The organism is Exiguobacterium sp. BMC-KP, assembly GCF_001275385.1.
Lineage (GTDB): Bacteria > Bacillota > Bacilli > Exiguobacteriales > Exiguobacteriaceae > Exiguobacterium_A.
The window spans coordinates 159,548-180,905 of record NZ_LGIW01000014.1 but is presented as its reverse complement, the minus strand read 5'-3'; the positions used below and the strand labels follow the sequence as shown (position 1 = coordinate 180,905).

General features: G+C 46.7%; 27 protein-coding genes. 17 read left to right on the top strand and 10 right to left on the bottom strand.

Translation table 11 applies throughout. From position 1 onward, the window contains the following. The first annotated feature begins 68 nt into the window (after nucleotides 1–68). Complete coding sequence (locus ADM98_RS04850) at nucleotides 69–497, top strand: VOC family protein (protein WP_053452494.1); 429 nt, start codon at nucleotides 69–71, stop codon at nucleotides 495–497. 91 nt (nucleotides 498–588) lie between these two features. Beyond that, entirely contained in the window at nucleotides 589–762 is a 174-nt protein-coding gene (locus ADM98_RS17110; RefSeq protein WP_082318502.1) for a nucleotidyltransferase domain-containing protein, read from the top strand. A 123-nt stretch (nucleotides 763–885) separates the two neighbouring features. Here ADM98_RS17110 and ADM98_RS17535 read toward each other — a convergent pair whose 3' ends face one another. After that, complete coding sequence (locus ADM98_RS17535) at nucleotides 886–1,020, bottom strand: ribbon-helix-helix domain-containing protein (RefSeq protein WP_214748433.1); 135 nt, start codon at nucleotides 1,018–1,020, stop codon at nucleotides 886–888. 60 nt (nucleotides 1,021–1,080) lie between these two features. Between ADM98_RS17535 and tnpB the strand changes: the two genes are divergently transcribed. From tnpB to ADM98_RS17315, 5 genes are all read left to right on the top strand, one after another. Continuing rightward, nucleotides 1,081–2,253 (top strand): IS200/IS605 family element RNA-guided endonuclease TnpB, encoded by a 1,173-nt coding sequence (gene tnpB, locus ADM98_RS04845; RefSeq protein ID WP_053452493.1) that lies wholly within the window; start codon nucleotides 1,081–1,083, stop codon nucleotides 2,251–2,253. Between the two features lie 66 nt (nucleotides 2,254–2,319). Continuing rightward, the gene (locus ADM98_RS04840) at nucleotides 2,320–2,550 is read left to right on the top strand and encodes a hypothetical protein (RefSeq protein ID WP_053452492.1); all 231 of its coding nucleotides are present in this window, start codon (nucleotides 2,320–2,322) and stop codon (nucleotides 2,548–2,550) included. A gap of 1 nt (nucleotide 2,551) precedes the next feature. After that, on the top strand, nucleotides 2,552–2,959 hold the full coding sequence (gene hepT / locus ADM98_RS04835) for a type VII toxin-antitoxin system HepT family RNase toxin (RefSeq protein ID WP_053452491.1): 408 nt from the start codon (nucleotides 2,552–2,554) through the stop codon (nucleotides 2,957–2,959). Nucleotides 2,960–3,280: 321 nt separating this feature from the next. Continuing rightward, on the top strand, nucleotides 3,281–3,436 hold the full coding sequence (locus tag ADM98_RS17320; RefSeq protein ID WP_156357226.1) for a hypothetical protein: 156 nt from the start codon (nucleotides 3,281–3,283) through the stop codon (nucleotides 3,434–3,436). Nucleotides 3,437–3,439: 3 nt separating this feature from the next. Beyond that, on the top strand, nucleotides 3,440–3,712 hold the full coding sequence (locus ADM98_RS17315) for a hypothetical protein (protein ID WP_053452490.1): 273 nt from the start codon (nucleotides 3,440–3,442) through the stop codon (nucleotides 3,710–3,712). A gap of 798 nt (nucleotides 3,713–4,510) precedes the next feature. Here ADM98_RS17315 and ADM98_RS04825 read toward each other — a convergent pair. Continuing rightward, the gene (locus ADM98_RS04825) at nucleotides 4,511–6,829 is read right to left on the bottom strand and encodes a DEAD/DEAH box helicase family protein (RefSeq protein ID WP_053452489.1); all 2,319 of its coding nucleotides are present in this window, start codon (nucleotides 6,827–6,829) and stop codon (nucleotides 4,511–4,513) included. Continuing rightward, complete coding sequence (locus tag ADM98_RS04820) at nucleotides 6,826–7,149, bottom strand: nucleoside triphosphate pyrophosphohydrolase (protein WP_053452488.1); 324 nt, start codon at nucleotides 7,147–7,149, stop codon at nucleotides 6,826–6,828. Before ADM98_RS04820 ends, ADM98_RS04825 begins: the two co-directional genes overlap by 4 nt. A gap of 89 nt (nucleotides 7,150–7,238) precedes the next feature. Here ADM98_RS04820 and ADM98_RS04815 point away from each other — a divergent pair, with 89 nt between their 5' ends. Next, on the top strand, nucleotides 7,239–7,628 hold the full coding sequence (locus ADM98_RS04815; protein ID WP_053452487.1) for a RidA family protein: 390 nt from the start codon (nucleotides 7,239–7,241) through the stop codon (nucleotides 7,626–7,628). A 270-nt stretch (nucleotides 7,629–7,898) separates the two neighbouring features. Continuing rightward, the gene (locus tag ADM98_RS04810) at nucleotides 7,899–8,450 is read left to right on the top strand and encodes a DUF4352 domain-containing protein (RefSeq protein ID WP_053452486.1); all 552 of its coding nucleotides are present in this window, start codon (nucleotides 7,899–7,901) and stop codon (nucleotides 8,448–8,450) included. A 19-nt stretch (nucleotides 8,451–8,469) separates the two neighbouring features. Here ADM98_RS04810 and ADM98_RS04805 read toward each other — a convergent pair whose 3' ends face one another. Then, complete coding sequence (locus tag ADM98_RS04805) at nucleotides 8,470–8,823, bottom strand: hypothetical protein (protein ID WP_053452485.1); 354 nt, start codon at nucleotides 8,821–8,823, stop codon at nucleotides 8,470–8,472. Then, complete coding sequence (locus ADM98_RS04800) at nucleotides 8,820–9,200, bottom strand: hypothetical protein (protein ID WP_053452484.1); 381 nt, start codon at nucleotides 9,198–9,200, stop codon at nucleotides 8,820–8,822. The genes ADM98_RS04805 and ADM98_RS04800 overlap by 4 nt, the downstream gene beginning before the upstream one ends. A gap of 149 nt (nucleotides 9,201–9,349) precedes the next feature. Between ADM98_RS04800 and ADM98_RS04795 the strand changes: the two genes are divergently transcribed. The 5 genes from ADM98_RS04795 (at nucleotide 9,350) to ADM98_RS04775 (ending at nucleotide 14,282) form a co-directional block, all read left to right on the top strand. Continuing rightward, nucleotides 9,350–10,030: an ABC transporter ATP-binding protein gene (locus ADM98_RS04795; RefSeq protein WP_053452483.1), complete on the top strand. Its 681-nt coding sequence runs from the start codon at nucleotides 9,350–9,352 to the stop codon at nucleotides 10,028–10,030. Next, nucleotides 10,023–11,054, top strand: coding sequence for an ABC transporter permease (locus ADM98_RS04790; protein ID WP_053452482.1), 1,032 nt, complete (start codon nucleotides 10,023–10,025; stop codon nucleotides 11,052–11,054). The genes ADM98_RS04795 and ADM98_RS04790 overlap by 8 nt, the downstream gene beginning before the upstream one ends. A 73-nt stretch (nucleotides 11,055–11,127) precedes the next feature. After that, nucleotides 11,128–13,206 (top strand): methyl-accepting chemotaxis protein, encoded by a 2,079-nt coding sequence (locus ADM98_RS04785; protein WP_082318501.1) that lies wholly within the window; start codon nucleotides 11,128–11,130, stop codon nucleotides 13,204–13,206. 21 nt (nucleotides 13,207–13,227) lie between these two features. Continuing rightward, nucleotides 13,228–13,878 carry a Type 1 glutamine amidotransferase-like domain-containing protein gene (locus tag ADM98_RS04780; RefSeq protein WP_053452480.1) on the top strand — a complete coding sequence of 217 codons (651 nt, stop codon included), beginning with the start codon at nucleotides 13,228–13,230 and terminating at the stop codon, nucleotides 13,876–13,878. Next, a complete protein-coding gene (locus ADM98_RS04775) occupies nucleotides 13,875–14,282 on the top strand; it encodes an NUDIX hydrolase (RefSeq protein ID WP_053452479.1) in 408 nt (135 codons plus the stop codon). Before ADM98_RS04780 ends, ADM98_RS04775 begins: the two co-directional genes overlap by 4 nt. 47 nt (nucleotides 14,283–14,329) lie before the next feature. On the opposite strand, the gene ADM98_RS04770 is transcribed toward ADM98_RS04775, so the two are convergent. Then, entirely contained in the window at nucleotides 14,330–15,421 is a 1,092-nt protein-coding gene (locus tag ADM98_RS04770; protein WP_035399134.1) for a GGDEF domain-containing protein, read from the bottom strand. A gap of 145 nt (nucleotides 15,422–15,566) precedes the next feature. Between ADM98_RS04770 and ADM98_RS17450 the strand changes: the two genes are divergently transcribed. Next, nucleotides 15,567–15,743 (top strand): hypothetical protein, encoded by a 177-nt coding sequence (locus ADM98_RS17450; protein WP_023466867.1) that lies wholly within the window; start codon nucleotides 15,567–15,569, stop codon nucleotides 15,741–15,743. A gap of 95 nt (nucleotides 15,744–15,838) precedes the next feature. Beyond that, the gene (locus tag ADM98_RS04765) at nucleotides 15,839–17,482 is read left to right on the top strand and encodes a methyl-accepting chemotaxis protein (RefSeq protein ID WP_160315915.1); all 1,644 of its coding nucleotides are present in this window, start codon (nucleotides 15,839–15,841) and stop codon (nucleotides 17,480–17,482) included. Nucleotides 17,483–17,529: 47 nt separating this feature from the next. Here ADM98_RS04765 and ADM98_RS04760 read toward each other — a convergent pair whose 3' ends face one another. Then, nucleotides 17,530–18,057: an NUMOD4 domain-containing protein gene (locus tag ADM98_RS04760; protein WP_053452477.1), complete on the bottom strand. Its 528-nt coding sequence runs from the start codon at nucleotides 18,055–18,057 to the stop codon at nucleotides 17,530–17,532. Between the two features lie 132 nt (nucleotides 18,058–18,189). Between ADM98_RS04760 and ADM98_RS04755 the strand changes: the two genes are divergently transcribed. Continuing rightward, entirely contained in the window at nucleotides 18,190–18,768 is a 579-nt protein-coding gene (locus ADM98_RS04755) for an AAA family ATPase (protein WP_053452476.1), read from the top strand. Nucleotides 18,769–18,806: 38 nt separating this feature from the next. Here ADM98_RS04755 and ADM98_RS04750 read toward each other — a convergent pair whose 3' ends face one another. From ADM98_RS04750 to ADM98_RS04740, 3 genes are read right to left on the bottom strand one after another with little or no spacing between them, the layout of a single operon-like run. Further along, nucleotides 18,807–19,148, bottom strand: a complete 342-nt coding sequence (locus tag ADM98_RS04750) for a GNAT family N-acetyltransferase (RefSeq protein ID WP_053452475.1) — start codon at nucleotides 19,146–19,148, stop codon at nucleotides 18,807–18,809. Then, nucleotides 19,149–20,195, bottom strand: coding sequence for a DNA alkylation repair protein (locus tag ADM98_RS04745; RefSeq protein ID WP_053452474.1), 1,047 nt, complete (start codon nucleotides 20,193–20,195; stop codon nucleotides 19,149–19,151). Continuing rightward, complete coding sequence (locus ADM98_RS04740) at nucleotides 20,192–21,235, bottom strand: bifunctional transcriptional activator/DNA repair enzyme AdaA (protein WP_087681842.1); 1,044 nt, start codon at nucleotides 21,233–21,235, stop codon at nucleotides 20,192–20,194. The genes ADM98_RS04745 and ADM98_RS04740 overlap by 4 nt, the downstream gene beginning before the upstream one ends. Nucleotides 21,236–21,358 lie beyond the last annotated feature (123 nt).

Here is a 21,358-nt window from a genome sequence, read left to right as displayed (position 1 = left end):
TTAATACGAACAAATGTTTGGTATACTTAAAAAAACACACTTCGCCTTTTTTAGAGAGGAGCTTTCCCATGCCCATTAATCCGTATCTCGTCTTCAACGGCAACACGCGTGAGGCAATCACGTTCTATGCACAGGTTTTCGGTCAAGAACTACCGGACATCATGGAGTTCGGACCAGGTCCCGGTCCTGACGGTCAGCCCTACCCAGAAGAGATGCAGTCACTTGTTCTACATGCTGAACTGATCGTTCATGGTACCCGCTTAATGTTCTCAGACGCAATGCCACATGATCCGGTCACTATTGGTCAGAATGTTACCTTGGCGCTCCACTTATCTGACGTCGATGTGTTACAGAAGACATTTGATCAACTCGCAAAAGACGGTAACGTCATCATGCCGATCCAAAAGACATTCTGGAGTGAAGCCTACGGAATCGTCGAAGATACGTTTGGTATCCAGTGGCAGGTCAATCATGTAGAGAGTGAAGTGTCGGTGTGACCTTTAAACTCCTCGAGTTCTCGAGGAGTTTATTTTTAATATATCTTAGCCATAGTACACTTTGAAAAAAGGGTTGGAAGGAGCGAATCACATGATATCGATGACGTCGCGACAACAACTCGTTCAAACGATTAACGTACGCGTGCATGATCATTTCATTATCTTATTCGGCTCCGGAGCTACGGGAAACATGACAGATGATAGTGATTTGGATATCGCTTATTTAAGTGACCACACCCTCTCTGCCTACGATCGATTTTTATAAAAGCGGGCGCAAAACCCCTATGCCTTTAGGCTAAGGGATGTATGCCTAACTTCCTTGTGTTTGGATGTATTTTTGAATCATTTGTTTGCTGACATTTCCGATGCTACAGGAGACATCACTCCATTACTTTTCTAAACCTTTGCGAATCAGTTCATACACCGCACCGGCAAAAGAAGAAATATAATTCTCTTTTTGATATTTCTCTATTTTTTCCACTAAATCTTTTGGAAATTTAATCAATTTTGATACGCGCTCCATTTGACATCACCTCTTATTAAGTATATACTCAATATATACTAAAAGGGGGTGAAAATCAAGATGAAAGAACACAAGGCTTACAAATTCAGAATCTACCCCACGAAAGAGCAGAAAATCTTGATTGCGAAGACGATCGGTTGTTCACGATTCGTCTTCAACCACTTCTTAGCGAGGTGGGATGAGACCTACAAAGCGACTGGAAAAGGACTCTCTTACGGTTCTTGTTCCAAAGAAATTCCTATCCTGAAGCAGGAGTTTGACTGGCTGAAAGAAGTCGATAGTACTTCCGTGCAAGCTAGCGTCAAACATCTTACCGATGCCTATGACCGTTTCTTCAAGAAACAGAATGAACGTCCTCGTTTTAAATCAAAGCGAAACCCCGTGCAATCGTACAAGACGAACATCCAAGGCAAGTCTCAACTGCCTGAAGTCTCCATCATCGGGAACAAGCTCAAACTTCCGAAGCTGAAATGGGTTCGTTTCGCCTATTCGAAACAGATCGCAGGACGTATTTTGAACGCTACGATTCGACGTAACGCTTCAGGGAAATATTTCGTCTCCCTGCTCGTCGAGCAGGAGATCCACGAATTGCCGAAGACCGGCTCATCTGTTGGCGTCGACGTCGGACTCAAGAACTTTGCCATCCTGTCGGACGGCACGGTATACAAGAACGACCGTTACTTCCGTTCGCTTGAGAAGAAACTGGCGCGCGAGCAGAGAAAGCTCTCTCGACGTCAGCGCATCGCCTTGGCTAGGAAAGTCAAGTTGTCCGAGGCGAGGAACTACCAGAAGCAGAAGCGGAAGGTCGCCCGCATCCACGAAAAGATTTCAAACAAACGTACCGACTTCCTGCACAAGGTATCGACCGAGATCGTCAAAAACCACGACGTCATCGGGATCGAGACCTTGCAGGTAAAGAACATGCAGAAGAACCGCAAGTTGAGCAAGTCCATCTCCGAGGTTAGCTGGTCGGAGTTCTTCCGCATGCTCGAGTATAAGGCCGACTGGTACGGCAAGACCGTCGTGAAGGTCGGAAAGACCTTTGCCTCGAGCCAGCTCTGTTCGAGTTGCGGCCATCAACACAAAGACGTGAAACATCTTGCCCTACGTGAATGGACATGTCCGAGTTGCGGAGTCCATCATGATCGCGATATGAACGCAGGACTGAACCTCAAGCAAGAAGCAGAACGTATCTTAGCTTCTTCAACCGTCGGGACGACGGGGTTAGCCTGATCATTTTTCGACCGTTAGGTCGGATAACTCAGGAATCCACTACGGCTTTAGCCTAATGGTAGTTCAATGGCGGGTCAATTAGCACGACTCGCTGGTCGTGAAGTTGATCTCGTCGATATAAAACAGATTGCCCCGATTTTGACGATGCAGATCCTCACAGAAGGTTTAGTCATCGACTGCCAAAATCCGAACGAGCTGATACGACAACAAATGCGTGCTTATAGCATGTATGCTGCCTTTTCTGAGGAGAGGGCTCCAATCGTACAGTCAATCAAAGATCAGAGGAGTGCTTTTTAATATGAACGATGTGTTGTTAAATAAGATAGCGACCATTGAACGTTGTTTATTAAGAATACAGGATGTCTATCAGAACAAACCTAGTCATTTAAAGGATGACACCAAACAAGATAGTATCATTTTGAACATCCAGCGCGCATGTGAGGCAAGTATCGCCATCGCCATGCATCTAGTTCGAACACGGAAGCTTGGTCTACCTAAATCGAGTCGTGATGGATTTCAGTTGCTCGAGGAAGGTCAGCTCATCGATGCTTCACTGGCTACTAGTCTCATGAATATGGTCGGATTTCGTAACATTGCAGTACATGACTATCAATCACTAAATCTGGACATTCTTCAAGCGATATTAGATTGTCATCTTAATGATTTTTTGACATTCACTCGAACTGTCATTGAACTAGAGGATTGATTCGCTACGAAGCTTTTTTATAAGTAAAGGCGATTCCGTAAATTGGAATCGCCTTTTGTTTAGCTATCACTTAAAGAGTGAAATGCATAATTGGCTGCATTAACGGCTCCAACTAGTATTGTCTTATGTATATTGAAAATTCTCCATTTCCTCACACCTCTTCATTGTAATGTAGCTAAACAAAATAGAAATAATCTTTCAAACGTTTCTACAGGTTCAAAGCAATTTACAGGAACAGTTGATGATATAAAATATGTCATAGGCGTTGAAAAAGGACATATAGATTAACTTAATTCATGAATGGAAGAAGGAGTGTGCTTTATGGATATCCAAACCTTTATCTTTTTAGAAAATGAACAGGAACATGTGAACATCACAGAACAAGATCGCATTCAAGTATACATTCAGCAAAAAGAGGATTGGTTAGAAGACGGCTCTTTAAATCTAGACGGTACGATTTCGTTTACCCAGAATTAAATCATGCAAGGAGCCAATCACTCAGACGAACCTGCACCATTGTGGCAGTACTATGCAGATGCTTTGAAAAACTGTCTAGAGGATGACTCCGCTACATTTTATTATCTGAATACACCTATCGAAGTGTGCTTAAAAAAGGTAGGTAAATATCGATTATCATTAATTATTGATCAAGAAGAAGCTATCTATAATACATTAGATTTCATTCAAGCTTTTAAACAATCAGCTCTATCTTTTCTTCAGCTAATTGAATTTACTTCTAAAATGAATTACTAGGAATAAATTAAAAATTCAAAAATTTTACATTTAAATGCATTAAATTCATTTAATTTATTGTATTTATCCTTTTCTTCCAAACCTGATATTTGCAGATTTCATAGTTTTTATATTCATTACAAACCCTTATAATCCAACAATTTTTTAGACATTAATGATAGGTTGGTTTTAGAAAGACAGGAAACCTGATAAGTTAACCTGATAAAAATTAATGAAATTTTATCAGCCCCCATTAAAAAAAATGATTTAATATATATTTTCAAAATGGTTGAAGCAAAATATTTACCTAAAAAATTTTATTTCCTCATTTTTATTACGAAATTAATTTAAATAAAATTACCTGAAATAAAAATCTCAGCTTCATTATTTTATATTTCCTTACTTAATAGACCATTTTAATTTTTTATTATAATTCCTTCTGTATTTCTTATAAATCATTCTATCGGTTTATAATTCCGTAAGAGTTTGTTTATCTATCTTTCTACCTCTTTATAATCCTGCACAGTTCTCTTATAAATCATTCTATCGGTTTATAATTTCGTAAGAGTTTGTTTATCTATCTTTCTACCTCTTTATAATCCTGCACAGTTCTCTTATAAATCATTCTAACGGTTTATAATTTCGTAAGAGTTTGTTTATCTATCTTTCTACCTCTTTATAATCCTGCACAGTTCTCTTATAAATCATTCTATCGGTTTATAATTTCGTAAGAGTTTGTTTATCTATCTTTCTACCTCTTTATAATCCTGCACAGTTCTCTTATAAATCATTCTATCGGTTTATAAAATTGATTAAGGATTAGCTTTTAGATCGAAAGTATTCGTTAATTCTGTAATTGACGATATCTTTTATGATTCTATAAAGTTCTCTACTTTTTATATTTAATCTCATTAACAAAAACTCACCAGAGAATGTTAATATTCCGCCCATTCTCGGAAACGGCATCTTTTTCAATAAACTTTCTACTTTTACTGTGTCAAATAGTCCTTTTAACTCCGCCGTTTGCGTATCCTTCAACTCCCGATACTTTTCCGCATGCAAATACTCATAAAAGAACGGCGCGACTTCTCCAACCGTAATTGGCTCCATCCATCGTTCTTCTCCCCGCTCAAGCATTGCTAACAGAACGACCATCTTATAACTCCGATTCATGATCGTCTTTTCGACTTGTTCAATCAATTCACGATTTGCGTCGTACGCTTCGACCTCTTCGTCCGATAGTTCCTGATGCTCCTTCAAGAACCCAACGTAAGAACCCCAATCTTGTTTATAGCCTTGTGGAACTGCCGCATATTCTCCGATTTCAACATAGGATGGTCGATGACCAAGTTCGTATTTGATTCGCTCGTATTGCTCAATCAATCGTAACTTCCGCTGACTTGGTTGCCTGAGTCGATGAATCAATTCCAGTGCCCGCGTATCGAACTCAATCACACAGCCGGGTGGTGGCGTAATCGGTTCTGTCTGCCCTCGCTTGAACGATTCTTTCATTGTTCCAAGTAGTTTCAGTTTCGTTTCGACGTTACGGTAATTCCCAATTAAGTCAATGATGACGCAATGCGATTTGTCTTGCGCTAAGCGTAGTCCGCGTCCGATTTGCTGCGTATAAATGGCGACAGATTCCGTCGGACGACAGAACAGCAGTGTATCCACTTTCGGAATATCGACACCTTCGTTGAATAAATCGATCGTAAAAAGAACTTCAATCTCGCCTTGCTCGAATGCTTGCATATATTGCGCGCGATTTATCGTCTGTCCTGTCAGTGCAAATGCCTTCGTTCCTTTATCTCGAAATACTTGCGCTAGATATTCCGCCTGCTTAATCGACGAACAAAAGCCAATTGTCTTCGTTTGATGATGTTTCTCCCATGAATGATAGATATTATCCGCGACTTCACGATCGAGTTGCCGATGCTCGAGCTGCGACGCATCATACGTTCGACCAATTCTTCGAATCTGGGAATAGTCGATCGTGTCATGAATACCGTAATAATGAAACGGCGTCAAAAATCCTTCAGCAATCGCTGCCGTGAAGTGCATCTGGAAAGCAACGTTATGGTGACAGATCGCATAGACATCGGCTCCATCCATCCGGTCTGGTGTCGCCGTCAGACCGAGCAGGAAACGGGGCGTGAAATGATTGATGATCTTCCGATAACTCGTCGCTGCCGCGTGATGGAACTCGTCGACGATGATGAGATCAAACTGGTCAGTTGAAAAACGGTTCAAATGACGCTTTTGCGCCAACGTCTGGACGGAAGCGAAGACGATCTCCGTCGTCTCTGTGACGGTCCGGTCACTGCCGATGTAGAAACCAGTCTGCCACGCCGGATTGACTTTTTGAAACGAACGCTCTGCTTGCAGTAATAGTTCTTTTTGATGTGCCAGGAACAGGACTCGTGTAAAGTCTCCCGCAAAGAACGCACTCAGGTAGGTCTTCCCTAGTCCAGTCGCAAGCACTGCCAACGCCCGTGTCCGTCCTTCTTCCATCGTTTCCCGTAACGCTTGGAGCGCTTCTTCCTGCACCCGGTGCGGCAGGATTTCTGGCGCAACGACGACCGTTCCTTCGTCATACTCGACTTCTGGTTCCGCGACATACTGACGTGCCGCGTACTCTTGACGATAAGCATCTAAGACAACCGGATTCAGTTCTTCTGCCGATTCGCTGAGGTAAAGATCCATGAAGGCATCAATCGCATCATCAAGGATCTGTGGAGCGACAGCTTGTGGTAGATGGACGTTCCATTCGATTCCAGACCGAAGTGCACTGTTCGAGATGTTCGACGAACCGACGATTGATAAGCCAGTCTCTGCGTTTCGAAACAGATACGCTTTCGGATGGAAAGAGCGTCCACCAGACCGATAAAAGCGAACTGACAACCCATCAAGCGCAAGCAACTGTGCCAATGCTTCTGGGTCAGTGATATGTAGATAGTCGCCAATCAACAGACGAATCTCGGCTCCTCGTTGCAACGCACGACGAAACGCCGGGACGAGTAAAGCGACGCCTGACTTCTGAGCAAACGCTGCGACGATATAGACTTCCTCTGCCTGATCAATGGCTTCGATAAGTGAGTCATATAAGTGATGCGTCGTCAGCTTCGCTTCCGGGATCAATCCTCGACCTCGATCAGGTAGAGGCGTTCTTCAAATCCACCGCGTTGTTGCTGTTTCTTCGCTCGGACGGCTTCCAGTTCCTCGACTGTCACGCCATGTATCTTCGCTAACGCTTGGATGAGCTCCAGTAAATCAGCTAACTCCTCGACAGCGTCTGTGTCCGTCGTCGCTTCCTCGTATTCAGCCAGTTCTTCATGTAATTTCTTTTTCGCTTCCACTAGGAATTCATTTTCGTCCAACGTGCGGAACGTCGCTTTTTTCCCGTTTTGGTCGATGATGTTTGGAATCGTGTCTCGAACTAATTTATGATAAAGTGGCATATCAATTCACTCCTTTGAAGGGTTGAGGGATATCCGAGTCGAATCACTCGGTGTCGTACATATGTATTTTATAAGAGGAGGTTCTTTTCATGTCTACATTCAAACAGATCGACACAACGAACGCCCCTGCTGCGATTGGTCCTTACTCGCAAGGCTTTATCGCAAACGGAACACTCTATGCTTCCGGGCAAATCCCGATCGACCCGGCAACAGGCGAACTTGTTCCAGGCGGAATCACGGAGCAGACGGAACAAGTCATGCGAAACGTCGATGCCATCCTGAAAGAGGCAGGACTGACACCCGACCGCGTCGTCAAGACGACATGCTACTTAACGAGCATGGAACACTTCGCTTCTTTTAATACGATCTACTCCGATTACTTCGCACCGCACGATCACTTCCCAGCTCGGTCTTGTATCGCTGTGAAGGAACTACCAAAAGGTGCCTTGGTCGAAGTCGAGATTTTAGGACTCCTCTAATCACACATCACGCATTTTGCGTGGTGTTTTTATTTGTAAATCCTTGTAGTGTCTTCTCTATTCAAAACCTAAAAAATAGAAATTTCAAAATTATTTTAATATAAATAAATTATGGTATTAATTTGGGTTTTATGATAGATTACTATTAATTCTTACTTATTTTATATTAAAATTTGTTATTTATTAAAAAGTATAGCATTTTTTCCATTTTAATAAGTGTAGGAAATACATAGCAATTCTTATTGAATTCGAAGGGATCGGTTTATCAGTATGAAAAAGCTTCTTAAATTGGTACTTGGTTTGATCATCGCAATCGTCATTCTTATCGTTGCAATGGTCGCATGTACATCATTCTTCGCAAACGAAGTAGACAAAGAGCTCAAAAAAGGAGGAGAAGTCACTGCAGTCGATTCAAAACAGGCTAAAGGCGATAAACAAAAAAATACACCTAAGCATTTTGCATTCGGCGATACGATCAAAGTCGGTGATGTACAGCTCACGATTTCAAAAGCTCAAAACCAGTCTCCTGCTCAATACAGCGAATCAAAAAATGGAAATGTCGTTGTATTTGATGTAACAGCAATCAATAAAGGCGATGATTCTGCTTTCATCGATGATACGGAATTCAACCTCTATATTAATGATGAACAAGTCGATTCTTATTTCGGAGATGACATGGCAATCAGTGGTGATTTAAACAAAGGTAAGACGTTAAAAGGTAAACTCTTTTACGATGCACCAAAAGGTCAGTCCCTCGAACTTATCTACAAACCTTCTTTCTCATGGAACGATAACGAAGTCGTCTTTAAAGGTAAAAATTAATGAGTAAGCGCTCCTAGTTTTAAGGAGCGCTTTTACTTTGTTTTGCTCGTCGTTGAATCGCATGCATCACGATTGGTATTTGTACAACCAGATTCAAGATACTTACTCCGATCACTAGTTGACTGACCGTCAATGGATTGAAGTACCCTTCGCCATATCCTCTCCCTACGCTGAGCGCGATCCCGTATGAAATCGCAAACGAAACTAGATTGCCGATGACGATATATTTCGGTTTCCCACTCCGCGCAAGTGAATACGATAGAGCACCGAGTCCAAACAAAAATAAGGCATAGCCTAGAAGTGAACCTTCTTTCCAATCAAAATAGGGTCCAAACCAAGCAAAGGGAATCACATACAACCATGTTCGTTTCATCGCTGCCCCTCCTGACTCGCTTGTGATGTGAAAAAACGATACAACGCGTCACGGATGTTTCTCCATCCAGGTGGATAGACATTTGACTTACTGATACAGATGATTTGTTTATTCGTCGTTACTTCAAGCGTCCAATCCGTCCCGTCTAGCATCTCATGCACTGACTCAGGATACGTCTCCCACGCTACTAGATCATACTTCTTCATCCACATATCCATGAACGCTAGATCGTCTTGTGTCAGTATACGTTCTCCGGATGCCGTCAATCGATTTTCTTCATCTTCTGCTCGAATTGTTTGACTTGCACGGTTCCACCAAAACGTCTGTCCTATTCCCCTTCCGGACTCGCGGTAATAGATCCGTTTTACTGTCTCCATCATAATCATCCCCTAAATTTGATGTTCCCAGTATACTCCATTTATTATTTTTAACCTGTTTCATTTTTTACTATGGTTCTGCTGATTTCTGTTGCTGTGAAACATTTTTCTCCTTCTATCAGTAAATGTAGTGAAAGGAGATGTTTCACATGCATGTATCCATTCAACAAGCCGGTTATGACGTAGGTCAGCCCGTCTTACAAGAGATTGCGTTTGCTTTACAGCCTGGATCCATCACCGGTTTGATTGGTACAAACGGTGCAGGAAAAAGTACGACGATTCAAGCGATGTTCGGTACGCTGCCTTGGGTCGAAGGAGAGATCGATTTACCGGTCTCACTCGCCTATATTCCGGAGCTGCCGACCTATTACGAATATTTGACACTCGCCGAGCACCTTGAGTTGGTCGCCTCGCTCCACGAGACGGATCATGCCTATACGGAACGACTCTTAAAGACGTTCGAACTGCATGCTGTCACAAGTGACTATGTCTCTTCTTTCTCTAAAGGAATGAAACAGAAAGTAATGCTCGTCTGTGCCTTGATGCAACGCGCAGACTGCCTGATCATCGATGAACCGTTCGTCGGTCTTGACGCGGTCGCGACGATTCGATTATTACATTTACTCGAAGCAGAACGGACGCGTGGCGTGGCGATTCTGCTCGTCACCCACGTCCTTGATTCCGCGGAACGTCTTTGTGACGACTTCGTCTGGATTGATCAGGGGCGCATCAAACATCAAGGAACACTCGCTCAAATCGGTGAAGCCTCTGGTCAGCCTGGTGCCCGCTTGTTCGACATCATGGAAGCGATGGTGCTCGAGCATGATTGAAACCTTTTTGAAGCAACGGATCCGTCGACGGCATACGGAACAGCGTCGCTTCTTTCGAGAAATTTTCGATTGGACGATTTTGCTCTATCTCGTCATTCCAGTCGGTCTGTTCATCATCTATGAAACGATCCAGATTTTAAACGGTCAAGCGGACTGGGTTCAAACAGTTCCGGTCGCTTGGATTTTACTCGGTTGGATTCTGTATGGATTCCTGCCCGCCTTTTACGCCTGGTTCGAACCCGCAGATCGTCTCTTCTTCAAACCGGTTCCTGGAGCAATCGTTCGAATGAAGTGGTATTCCGTTCGGTATCACTTCATGCGGATTTTTCTATTGACTGCCGGATTACATCTACTCTGTTTTCCGTTACATAGCACCCGGTTTGACCAATCTAGTATCACAGTACTGCTGATTAGTCTTGCGCTCTCTTTGCTCCAACCGTTCTTTAGCTTCTGGACGTACCGGTTATCCGGACAACGGTTCTTGCGAAAATGGAGCGGTCACCTCGTCCTAGCAACCGGACGTATCACTCTGTTGCTCCTGCTTTGGCTGCAACCGCATCCTGTCCTCTTCGTTGTTGCACTGGGTGTGTTACTATTCGGATCTCTTCATGTCCGGCACTGGTCACGGCGTGAGGACGGATTAACGGAGGACATTCTGTTGTCGATGAAACGACAGTCGAGTTTATCGACGACCGTCCTTGAATTGAACGGTGCCTTACCAAAACCGTCGCATCGAAAGCGTCCGTTCCTTCATCTGCGATTATTCAAGCAGACGCATCAGCAACTCCCGCTGATCACGTATCTGCGAGATCCGAGTAAACGTCGTTTCTTACTCCAGCTGTTTGCTGCGATGAACTATGGCCTTCTCGTCTTACCATGGATTGGACGTGGTCTTGTCATCGCCTTCGTTCTGTTCGTCCTGTATCAAGAAGTAAAACAACACGCCCTGTGGTTTAGAAAGCAGCGCTTCTTTCGGCTCGTTGACTCTCGTATTACAGCTTCTACGGAAAATAAAGTCATTTAAAAGATATGGAAATCCAATATCTCTTCTCGTGTTCCTTTCGTACACTAAAGGTAATCTAAAACGAACGGAGTGGATGCGTATGAAGTGGGGTCTGTATCCGAAAATGTTACTTGCTTTCCTCGGTCTTGCAATCGTACCGATCGTCTTGATCGGCTCGTTTTTGTATATTGAAACGAAGAATGCCTTAACGGACGAAGCTTACGCGAAACTTGAGGCGATTCGTGATGCTAAAAAAGCGACTGTCACGCAACATATCGATGAGAAATTTTTGAACCTCGAAGCATTAGCAGAGAACGAACAAGTCCAGCAAGCTTTCGCTCCCTTAACGAAACAGTTTGCGGACGGTGGACTGGCGAACGACGCCTACCAACAAGAAGCCAAAAAATTCGATACCTACTTCAATCAATACATCGAGCAGTCCGGCTTCTATGATGTCTTCTTCATTGATCCGGACGGAAATGTCGTCTATACGGCGTTCAAAGAACCGGATCTCGGTCAGAATGTCGTCACCGGTGATCTCAAATCGTCAGGGCTCGGAAAAGCGTATCAGGACGCCTTAACAAAACAAACAGGCGTCATTGCTGATTATGCGTACTACGAACCGTCAAAAGCTCCTGCTGCTTTCTTTGCGATTCCCTATGTCGACCCAAAGACGAACAAACCACGTGGAGTTCTTGCGCTTCAGCTCGCCGGTGATCGAATCAATCAGATCATGAAAACAACGGCTGGACTCGGCAAAACCGGTGAATCGTATCTTGTTGGTGCCGATCAACGCTTACGCTCTGATTTCCGAGCGACAAAACAGACGGAAGTCGGCGAAAAACGGGTCCAGTCGACGCCAGTCAAACAAGTCGTTGCCGGTCAGACGAAAACGACAGAAACAACGGACACCGATGGTCATGAAGTCGTGACGTCCTTCACACCACTAAAAATCGCTGGTCTCAACTGGGGACTGATCACAGAAGTCCATACGGAAGAAGTGTTTGCTTCTTTATCTGATTTCGTACAAAAGCTATTGATTGCGTTAGTGGCGTTAATTGCTTTGGTAGCACTTGCTGCGATCCTCTTCACACGCACGCTCGTCCGACCAATTCGCGCGTTACTGCATAGTGCGGGCGCGATTGCCGAACACGATTTATCACAACCGGTCGTTGCGACGTCACGTGATGAGATTGGACAGCTCTCCCGTTTATTCGAGACAATGCGCCTCTCTTTAATCAATTTGGTACAGCGAGTCGATGCAATGTCACGGACGATTGATGACTCTCTCGCTGAGCTCGTCGTTGAAGCCGAAGAGACCGGACACGGAACAAAAGAGATGGCAACAGCAATGACTGGAATTGCCGCAACCGCCCAGCAACAGTCTGGCGCGTTTGATGGGCATACAGCGTCCTTACAATCCTTGACGGCAACAATCGAGCAGAACGCGCAAACGTCGGCTCTCGTCGTCGATAGCGCTAGTCGTTCAGAAAATCTTGCAACGACCGGACGTTCGGATCTCCATGCCGTTACGGAACAGATGCAATCGATTCAAAATGCGATTGATGAGGCTGCCGATAAATCACGTCGCGTCCAAATCGCTTCCGAGAATATCTTAGAGATCATCAGCATCATCGAATCGATCGCTAACGAAACGAATCTTCTCTCATTAAACGCTTCGATCGAAGCCGCACGTGCCGGGGAACAAGGCAAAGGATTCGTTGTCGTCGCACGCGAGATTCAGAATCTTGCCAACCAATCGAAACAGTCAATGGTTCGCGTCCAGGAAACAATCGATTCGATCCAACTGGAGACAAAACAACTCGAAGACGCCATGGCACGCGGAACCGTTGCCGTTCAAGACGGTGTCGTTCGCGTCACGGAAGCGACGCAATCGTTTGATTCGATCGTCACCCAGTCAAAAGGTGTCACTGTTGATATGGCCGCCCTTTCGGAAACGAACCGGGATGTCTTATCGACCGCTTCCCACCTCGTCGCACAAGCCGAACAGCTGCGTGCCGGAATCATCGCCAGCGCTCAAGACAACCAACATGCATCCGAGCAATCACTCGCTTTCAGCGAACGAATGGATGTCGTCCATACGCTGACGGAAGAGATTTATACGCTCTCCCGTGAGTTGCACGAGACGATCAACCGCTATACACTGGATTAAACTTGAAAGGAGACATGCCTCATGCCGACTCACTTATTCCTCTTTGGAGGCGGTCCTCCTTTTACACCGAACTTACGAACACGATTTGCTACATTAACGAACGGTGGACCGGTCGCGATTCTATACATTCCGCGGATCGGTAAGGACTGGACGCGTTACGCCTCGATCTATACGAAGCAGTTACAGGAAGATGGCATTTCGTCTTTCGTCCATCTGCCACTATCTGACGCACCAACAGACGGACAACTCGCGCAACTGAAACAGTGTCAAGGCATCATCATCTCCGGTGGCGAGACCGAATTGTATCAGCAATACTTGGTCGGTACACCGATCGGTGACATCATTCAGTCGCGTTTCGCAGATGGTGTTCCGGTCGTCGGTTTTTCAGCTGGTGCCCTCGTTTCGCCCGAACGGTGTATCATTCCGGAGATCGACCAACGCGACAATCGACGTCTTCGCTTGCCTGGTCTTGCCTTACTGAACGACGCGGTCGTCTGTGTCCATTACGAGACGTGGGGCGAAGCTGCCCATCTCGTGCAATCGTTTACGGAAGAAAGTGCAGACCGTGCTTTCGGACTTGCTGACGAAAGCGGGATCTATTTATGCGATCAGCAGCTCGTCGAAACAGAAGGAACCGATCCCGTCGTATTGTCGCGGAGTCCCGTCAGATGACAGCGATCGTTCCTGCCGTCAAAGGCATCATCATTCACGAGCAACGTCTCCTGATCGTCCGCCGGGCTGCTGCTGACTTCGGCGGTGGGACGTGGGAATGCCCGGGTGGCAAGATCGACTTCCATGAACTGCCAGTCGATAGTCTCGTTCGCGAGATAAAAGAAGAGACACAGTTGACGGTTACCCCGGAGCGTCTGCTCTATGCCTCGAGCTTCCTGACGCATCCCGATCGGCAAATCGTTCTCTTGATGTACATCTGTTCGACGCATCAGACGGACGTTCAGTTATCCGCGGAACACGACGCTTATCTCTGGGCGGACGAAACAATGATTCGTCAGTTGATCGCGCCGAATATCTTAGCTGATTTTGAACGACATGATGTATTTTCGTTACTGCATCGCTAAACACAACTGCCCCGCCTGACCAGTTGGTCGAGCGGGGCAATTTTTATTTACAGTAAAGGATCTCGGTAACAGACGACGCGATTCCGACCGGTTTGTTTGGCTTCATACAATGCTAAGTCGGCTTTCTGGACGGTCTCAAATACAGTCGATGCTTGATCGGATGAAGCGGCACCTAGCGATAACGTGACATGAAAAACGGGGTGCTCCTTATAAACGAAGTGTTGATCGGCGCAGGCAGATCGAATCCGTTCCCCCAGTCGTTCCGCTTGTCGAAGTGGTACGTCCGGCAACAGTAAGACAAACTCTTCACCACCGTACCGACCGACGACGCCCTGTTCTGGACAATACGATTGCAAGAGATGGCTGAGTTGTCGTAAAACGACGTCACCCCCTTCGTGTCCGTATGTATCATTGATTGATTTAAAATGATCGAGATCGAGAATGAGGACGGAGAAGACTGTTCCGTTCTGAGCGTACTCGGCTAACGTTTCATCTAGCTTCCGGCGGTTTCCCAGTTGCGTCAGCCCATCCGTTAAAGCCAGTTCCTGTTGTGTGTGGACGAACAAAAAGTGCTTCCTTAATTCCTGTAAGAAACGATAGGTGACGTAGCCACCAATCATGATGACGATGATATAGACGAGCGCAATCTCTAAAAACCGCTCGAACGTGTTCGTTAATAAATAGAGCGCCGGTAAGCTGTATGCGATCCCTGTTCCAAGCAACACGAGATAATCCTTCATCCGTTGAGCAGCGAACCGTCGATAAATCGTCGCTGTCACGAGTAACGCGACACAGATCAAGGTTGTCAGAATCAGTCCTTGGTATTCGCCAGCTGGTGTCACCGCAAATCGGGCGCCGATGATGAACAGCATCGTGATGCTACCGCTGACTAATCCGCCGTAAAAGTACGCCGTGACGAGCGCAACGAGACGCAAATCAATCTTTGCAACGTCATAGGAAATACTGTTAAAGATCAACAGGGCACCAATCACACCGGCGATACAACCGATCGCGAGTCGGACTTGTAAGGAAGAGTTAGGCGAGATGCGCTCGATCCGTCTTAGCGGTAAAAACGCAAACAGCAATGTCGCAATCAACAGTGAGAAGTTCAACAACAATGAATTAAGCAACGTAAGCACGACGACATCCTCCTCATTCCATTTCAGATGTTTACTCTATTCCCTCCAAATTACACATTCCCCTCTTTTTCCAAGGTTTTCAAACAAGAGGAGAGGGAATCAAACAAATATGTCTATCGTCTACATCATTAAGGGGGAATCTTTCATGGACCGTCAAGCTGAAAAACGAAAAAGTAAGATGCCATTCTTCATTATTCTCGTCATCGCTATCTTCGTCATCGTTGCTGCTGCGTTGATCATTTACGTCACATCCGAACCAAAAGAAGAGACACAAGCACTTATGACACACCTTGCGACTGTCTTACCGATTTACGTGAACTAGATTCACAAGACCTTTACACAAGCCGTACAACACCTTCATACATGTTGCGCCCCCTCCTTCCGATAGGTACACGGGAGGAGATGTTTTTTATGCTTATGAAAAAACGACTATTAGCACAACAACTAAATGGATGGCTGATTCCGATCGTTGCCATCGGACTAATTGTGATCAGCGGTCTAAGCGTTTACGCATCGTATCAACAATCCGTCGCAGCAACTGAGGAACGGCTGATGCGTGAGTTAACCATGTTCGACGCGAATGTCCGGGCAACGTTTCTTGCGTATCCGGATGACACCACAGACCGCTCGCGTGCCATCAAACGATTGCAACAGCAACAGCGAACCGACTTATCACTTGACGACTACACGGTTCGCTTTCAAAGCCTGAACACGAGTGAGGCGTTCCGACCGTTGACACTCGAACCGGCAAAACGAAAACAACTACAACAGCACTTAAAAACAGCCCGTACATATGCTTTTTCGAATCAAGACCAGTTTCTTGTCGCAATGACGATTCCGGAACTCGATGACGTCATCTTGCTGACGACTGATCGCGATAAATTAATCGCCCCTGCTCAAGATTTAGCTTGGACACTTGTCTGGGTCAGTTTGATTACGCTTGTCAGTATCAGCCTCTTGATTCGCTCACGAATTAGAAGACAACTCGCCCCGTTATCGAAACTCTCCTTACAGATTGAAGAAGCGCATGCGAAGCGATCGTATCGTCCATTAACACTCAAGACGACGACCTTTGAGTTACAACAGCTGACGTTTCAATACAATCAGTTGATGCAACAGATCGGAGATTTAACGGCTGAGATGCAACAAGCGAGTCAGGAGCTCGAATCCGTCCAGCCCCACTTTTCCTCACGCTTATCCGCGATGGATCAATCGGTCCAGGCCGTCGATGAAGTCGCCGGTTCTTTACTTGCGCAATCGTCGCAAATGGATCAGACAATCGTCGCCTCGACACGTTTGACCGCTCAAGGGCACGATGCGTTAAGTGAGATGCAAACGACACTTCTCAACAGCCAACATGCCGTAACCCGTTTTCAACAGACTGTTCAGACGAATCACACGACACTTGAGACCTTACAAGAGGAAAGCCAGTTACTGAAGGAACAATCCGCGGCGACAGAGCAGATTTTGCAACAGACCTCACATCTACAGCAGCAAATGGAGACCTCAATCTCACACATCCAACGTGTCGCTGAAGAGACGCGCCGCTTGTCACTGAACGCGCTGATTGAGGCAACCCGTGCCGGAGAAGCCGGTCGTGGCTTCACCGTCGTTGCCAAGGAAGTCGAAAAACTCGCAATCGATATCCGAATGAGTACAGATCATATCCGGCAGGTCAATCAGACCTGGACGACAGGACTCAATCAAGTCGAACAAGCCCTCTCGCAGATGACGGAACGTTTTCTCTCAACATCGCAACAGCTCGAGACGGCAACGGCACACTTGCAACAGATGCTGACTGAAGCGACGACGATCGAAACGACACTGGGTACCGTGGAACACCAACGTCAAATCGTCGCAGATGTTCAGTCGAACATGCAGGAACATCTGCAGTCCGTTCAGCAGTTGATGTCGGAGCTCTCTTCTTACAGCCAAGTCCTCGGTGATCAAATGCAACACCACGTCAACCAGCAGACGGAACTGAAGACACATAGTGCGGTACTCGAGTCACGCATCAGTTCGTTGCAACAGACCGTTCGCTCGAGTGAATCGCCATCTTAACAAAAGGAGCGCCTCCCATCTCTGGTAAGCGCTCCTTTCCTCTGTTCTCAGCCGATATAACGTGCTTCCTTTTTATCGATGATATTTCGAATCCGGTTCTCCGTCACCTGATACTGCTCTGCCAGCTGACGAATCGTCTTCCCTTTTTCATACTGCGCGCGAATCGTTCGAATCTGAAACGATGACAGCGTCACATGTTGACCTAACAAGAGATCAAACTCGCCCAGCAGTTCAGTATACTGTTGATCGATCGAAGGCAGGACGTCTAAGTTCGATAACTGATCGTCAGCCCGTTTGCCGTTGCGCCGGACGAGTTTCGCTTCCGTGACGTCAGCCGTTAGAAAAGCTTGTGCAACGAGTACACCGACCTGGACGCGTTCTCCTCGACCACGTTGATAAAGCGTGACTTTCCGGTATCCTTCCCGATTGAGTCGCGGACGGAGCAAGACACCTTTTCGTCGTTGCTGGACACCGCGACACGTCACAATCGTTCGGTCGAGCGATCTTACGCGACCTAGCGATGAGACTTCATATATACCTACATAGCCGATGACGGCTTTCCATTGTTCTTGCATGGTTGTCCTCCTTCAGACAAGGACACGACGGGACTTCATACTTGAATTATATCAAATTACGAACAAACGTTCTAGTGATGTCACTCGTCGGAATGTGCTATTATTAGCAGAAAAAGGAAATGAGGTTCGTCTATGAAATTTGTCTTGTTACTCGGTCCCCAAGCGGTCGGAAAGATGACGATCGGTCAGGAAATCGAACGATTGACGGAGATGAAAGTCTTTCATAACCACCAGACGATCGACCTGTTATTGCCTTATTTTGATTTCTCTGAACCCGCACATCACCGCTTAAAGGATACGATCCGGCGCGAGATGTTCAAGGAAATGGCGAACAGTTCGCTCGAAGGTGTCCTGTTTACATTCCTCTGTCTATTCGGCGTCGAAGGTGGTGGTCTCGAGTTCATTGAAGAGACAGTCGAATTATTCGAACAAGCGGGTGCTGACGTCTATATCGTTGAACTCGATGCGCCGGTCGCAACACGCCTGCACCGGAACACGACCGAAAACCGATTGACGCACAAAGTAACGAAGCGTGATCTCGCTGCTTCTGAACAGGACTTACGCGAGACGGCGGACGGATACCGGACATGTTCGCTTCCAGGTGAACTACCGGACGTCAACTACCTCTTCCTCGATACGGAACAGTTAAGCGCGCGTGAGAGCGCTGAAGCGATTTGCGACCATTTCAACTGGTCCAAAACAACGGTCTAATCATAAACGAGCCCCGTCCTGCTCAAGCAGGCGGGGCTTTAATGATAGAGTTTGCGTTCATATCGATTCGCCTGCAACTGAAATCCGTTCCGACGCCAGACCGCCGCACTGCCCGCTTCGCCGTAAACATACGTCAGTAATAACGTCCGTGCGAGATACGACAAAATCGACGTCAACGCTTCTGTAATGTATCCGTGCTGATCATCCTCATCCGTCGTCGTGTAACGTAAGGTTCCGGTCGATCCATTCCATGTGAAGGTAATCGTCCCTACGATCGTTTTCTCACGCAACGCATGCAACGTCCATTTACAACCCGATTCTTCATCCGTTGCTTCGACAAACAATCGTGACGTCGTAAAATCCGGATGTCGTCCTTTCATTCAGCTCTCCTCCTCGACCTCAAACGTTGCTGTCGCGTAAACCTCTCCGTTAATTAAAATCGTTAATGTATGTGTACCAGGATAATGGACACGCGTCGTCATGTTCCGAAACGATTGGCGTCGTTCAACTTGTAAGACACCTTTGACTTCCCGCTCCCGCAGTTGAAACACCTTCCGACTCGTTCCACGTTGTTTGACGTAATCGATCGCGTATTCAAGACGCAGACGTTGCTCGACGGAACTGTTTACTTGAAACGAAAACTGTAACTCTTGACCAATCGTCACTGGTGAGACGACCAAGTCCGTCACCGCGACCTCACCTTGCGTGACGTGTCCGAACAACTGTAACACTTCTGGATTTCCGCGCTTCAGTAACGTCCGCGAAGCATGGCGTAAAATCCAGTCTGTATTCGGATCTGTTCCTAAGTGACGTTCGATTCGCTCGATCAGGTATTCCGGATGTGTCTTTGAAATATCGTTCAAGTGATTGGCGACACTTTTTCGGACGTAAAGTGACGGATCCTGTAGTAAGGCGTCAAGAATCGGTAACGCCGGACGCGGATCAGCAATCAAACGCGGAATCGCTTGTCCCCACGGCAGACGCGGGCGTGTTCCTTCAGACGCTAAGCGCCGGACGTGTTCATCGTCTGATGTTGTCCATTTGAGTGCCTGGTCGAGATATCGTTCCTGATCGACAAGTAGAAAACGCCGAACGGCGAACTCCGACGTCGAATGTTGCGTCAACTTGGCAAGTATCTCTATCGCAAGCGTCCAGTCAGAAAGGTCTGCCGTTCGTTCGACATACTCTGGAAAAACAATTCCCGGTAGCCCAGTAAACTGCGGTGCGAGTCGCTCTAGCTCCGACACCGAGTCCGGAAACGGTGGCAAGATCGTCTCCAGCGTCTCCGCCACACGACGGACACGTTGTTTAAACGCGAGTTCTTCCCAGTCTCCCTGCTCGACTCGTCTTCGAAAATCCGGTACATCGACCGCTGCTCCTAAGCGGTCGAGCCAACTCGGTGAAAATACATCTTTAATCAAACTCATCCTTCATCCAGTCCTCTCTGTGTGCGCTCCAGTTTGAGCAATGTTTCCTTGCGTGCGAGTCCACCCGCGTATCCACCTAAATCTCCATTCGTCCGAATGACCCGATGGCACGGAATGACGATTGCCAGTTGGTTCGCTCCATTCGCTCGTGCGACGGCACGAACAGCAGTCGGTTGACCGATCCGGATCGCCAGCTCTTGGTACGAGATCGTCTCCCCACTCGGAATCCGCTCGAGTTCTTCCCAGACGCGGCGTTGAAATGGTGTCCCGTACCGCATCAGTGGCGTCTGAAACGATACCGGCTCTCCTTTGAAGTAACGACGGAGCTCCGCTTCGATCTGTCCAAAGACCGGTGATTCCCCGGGAACGATGACAGCGCGCGCTTTTTGACGTAATTGTTCGATTTCCCGCTCCAGTCCACGTCGGTCGACGAACTCGAGCAGATGTAAGAGTTGATCGTCGGCAATCGCCAGCATCGAACCGAGTGGTGTATCAAGCCATTTCGCGCGTAAGACCTGCCCGTCAAAGCGCGACGGTGCCTGCCCGAGAATCCGTGCTGACGCCTCACGAAAACCACTACTCGATTCATAACCTCCAGCCAACTGCCCTTCGATGATCGGCTTACCGGTCCGGATCTCCTTCATCGCAAGCCCCATCCGTCGTGCCCGAGCATATGCGACGAACGTCATTCCGAAGCGTTTCTTGAACTGGCGGCGTGCCGTTGATTCATCGAGACCAAGTGCTCGAAAATCGGCTTCCTTGAATCGTTTGTCTGGTTCTGCCTCGACCGCTTCGATCAAGCGTTGAATCGTACCATGATCGCCGGGATAAGCAAGCGGATGACAACGACGGCACGGTCGATAAGAGGCAAGTAATGCCTCTTGCGCCGTCTCAAAAAACTCACAGTTCTCTGCTTTCGGTTTTCGTGCCGGACACGTCGGACGGCAAAAGATGCCGGTCGTCTTGACACCAACAAAAAACGTTCCTTCGTACGTCGCGTCCCGGCGAACGAGCGCTTCATAATACGTGTGATGTTCCATCGCCTTCCCCTCCTTTGTCCTTAGTATACCGGCTTGTCCGGTCATCATGTCGCCGAAAATCAGGCATTGATATGTTTAAGATTCACTTAAGAAACATCGTCCTGTTTTCGAAAGGGACGATGT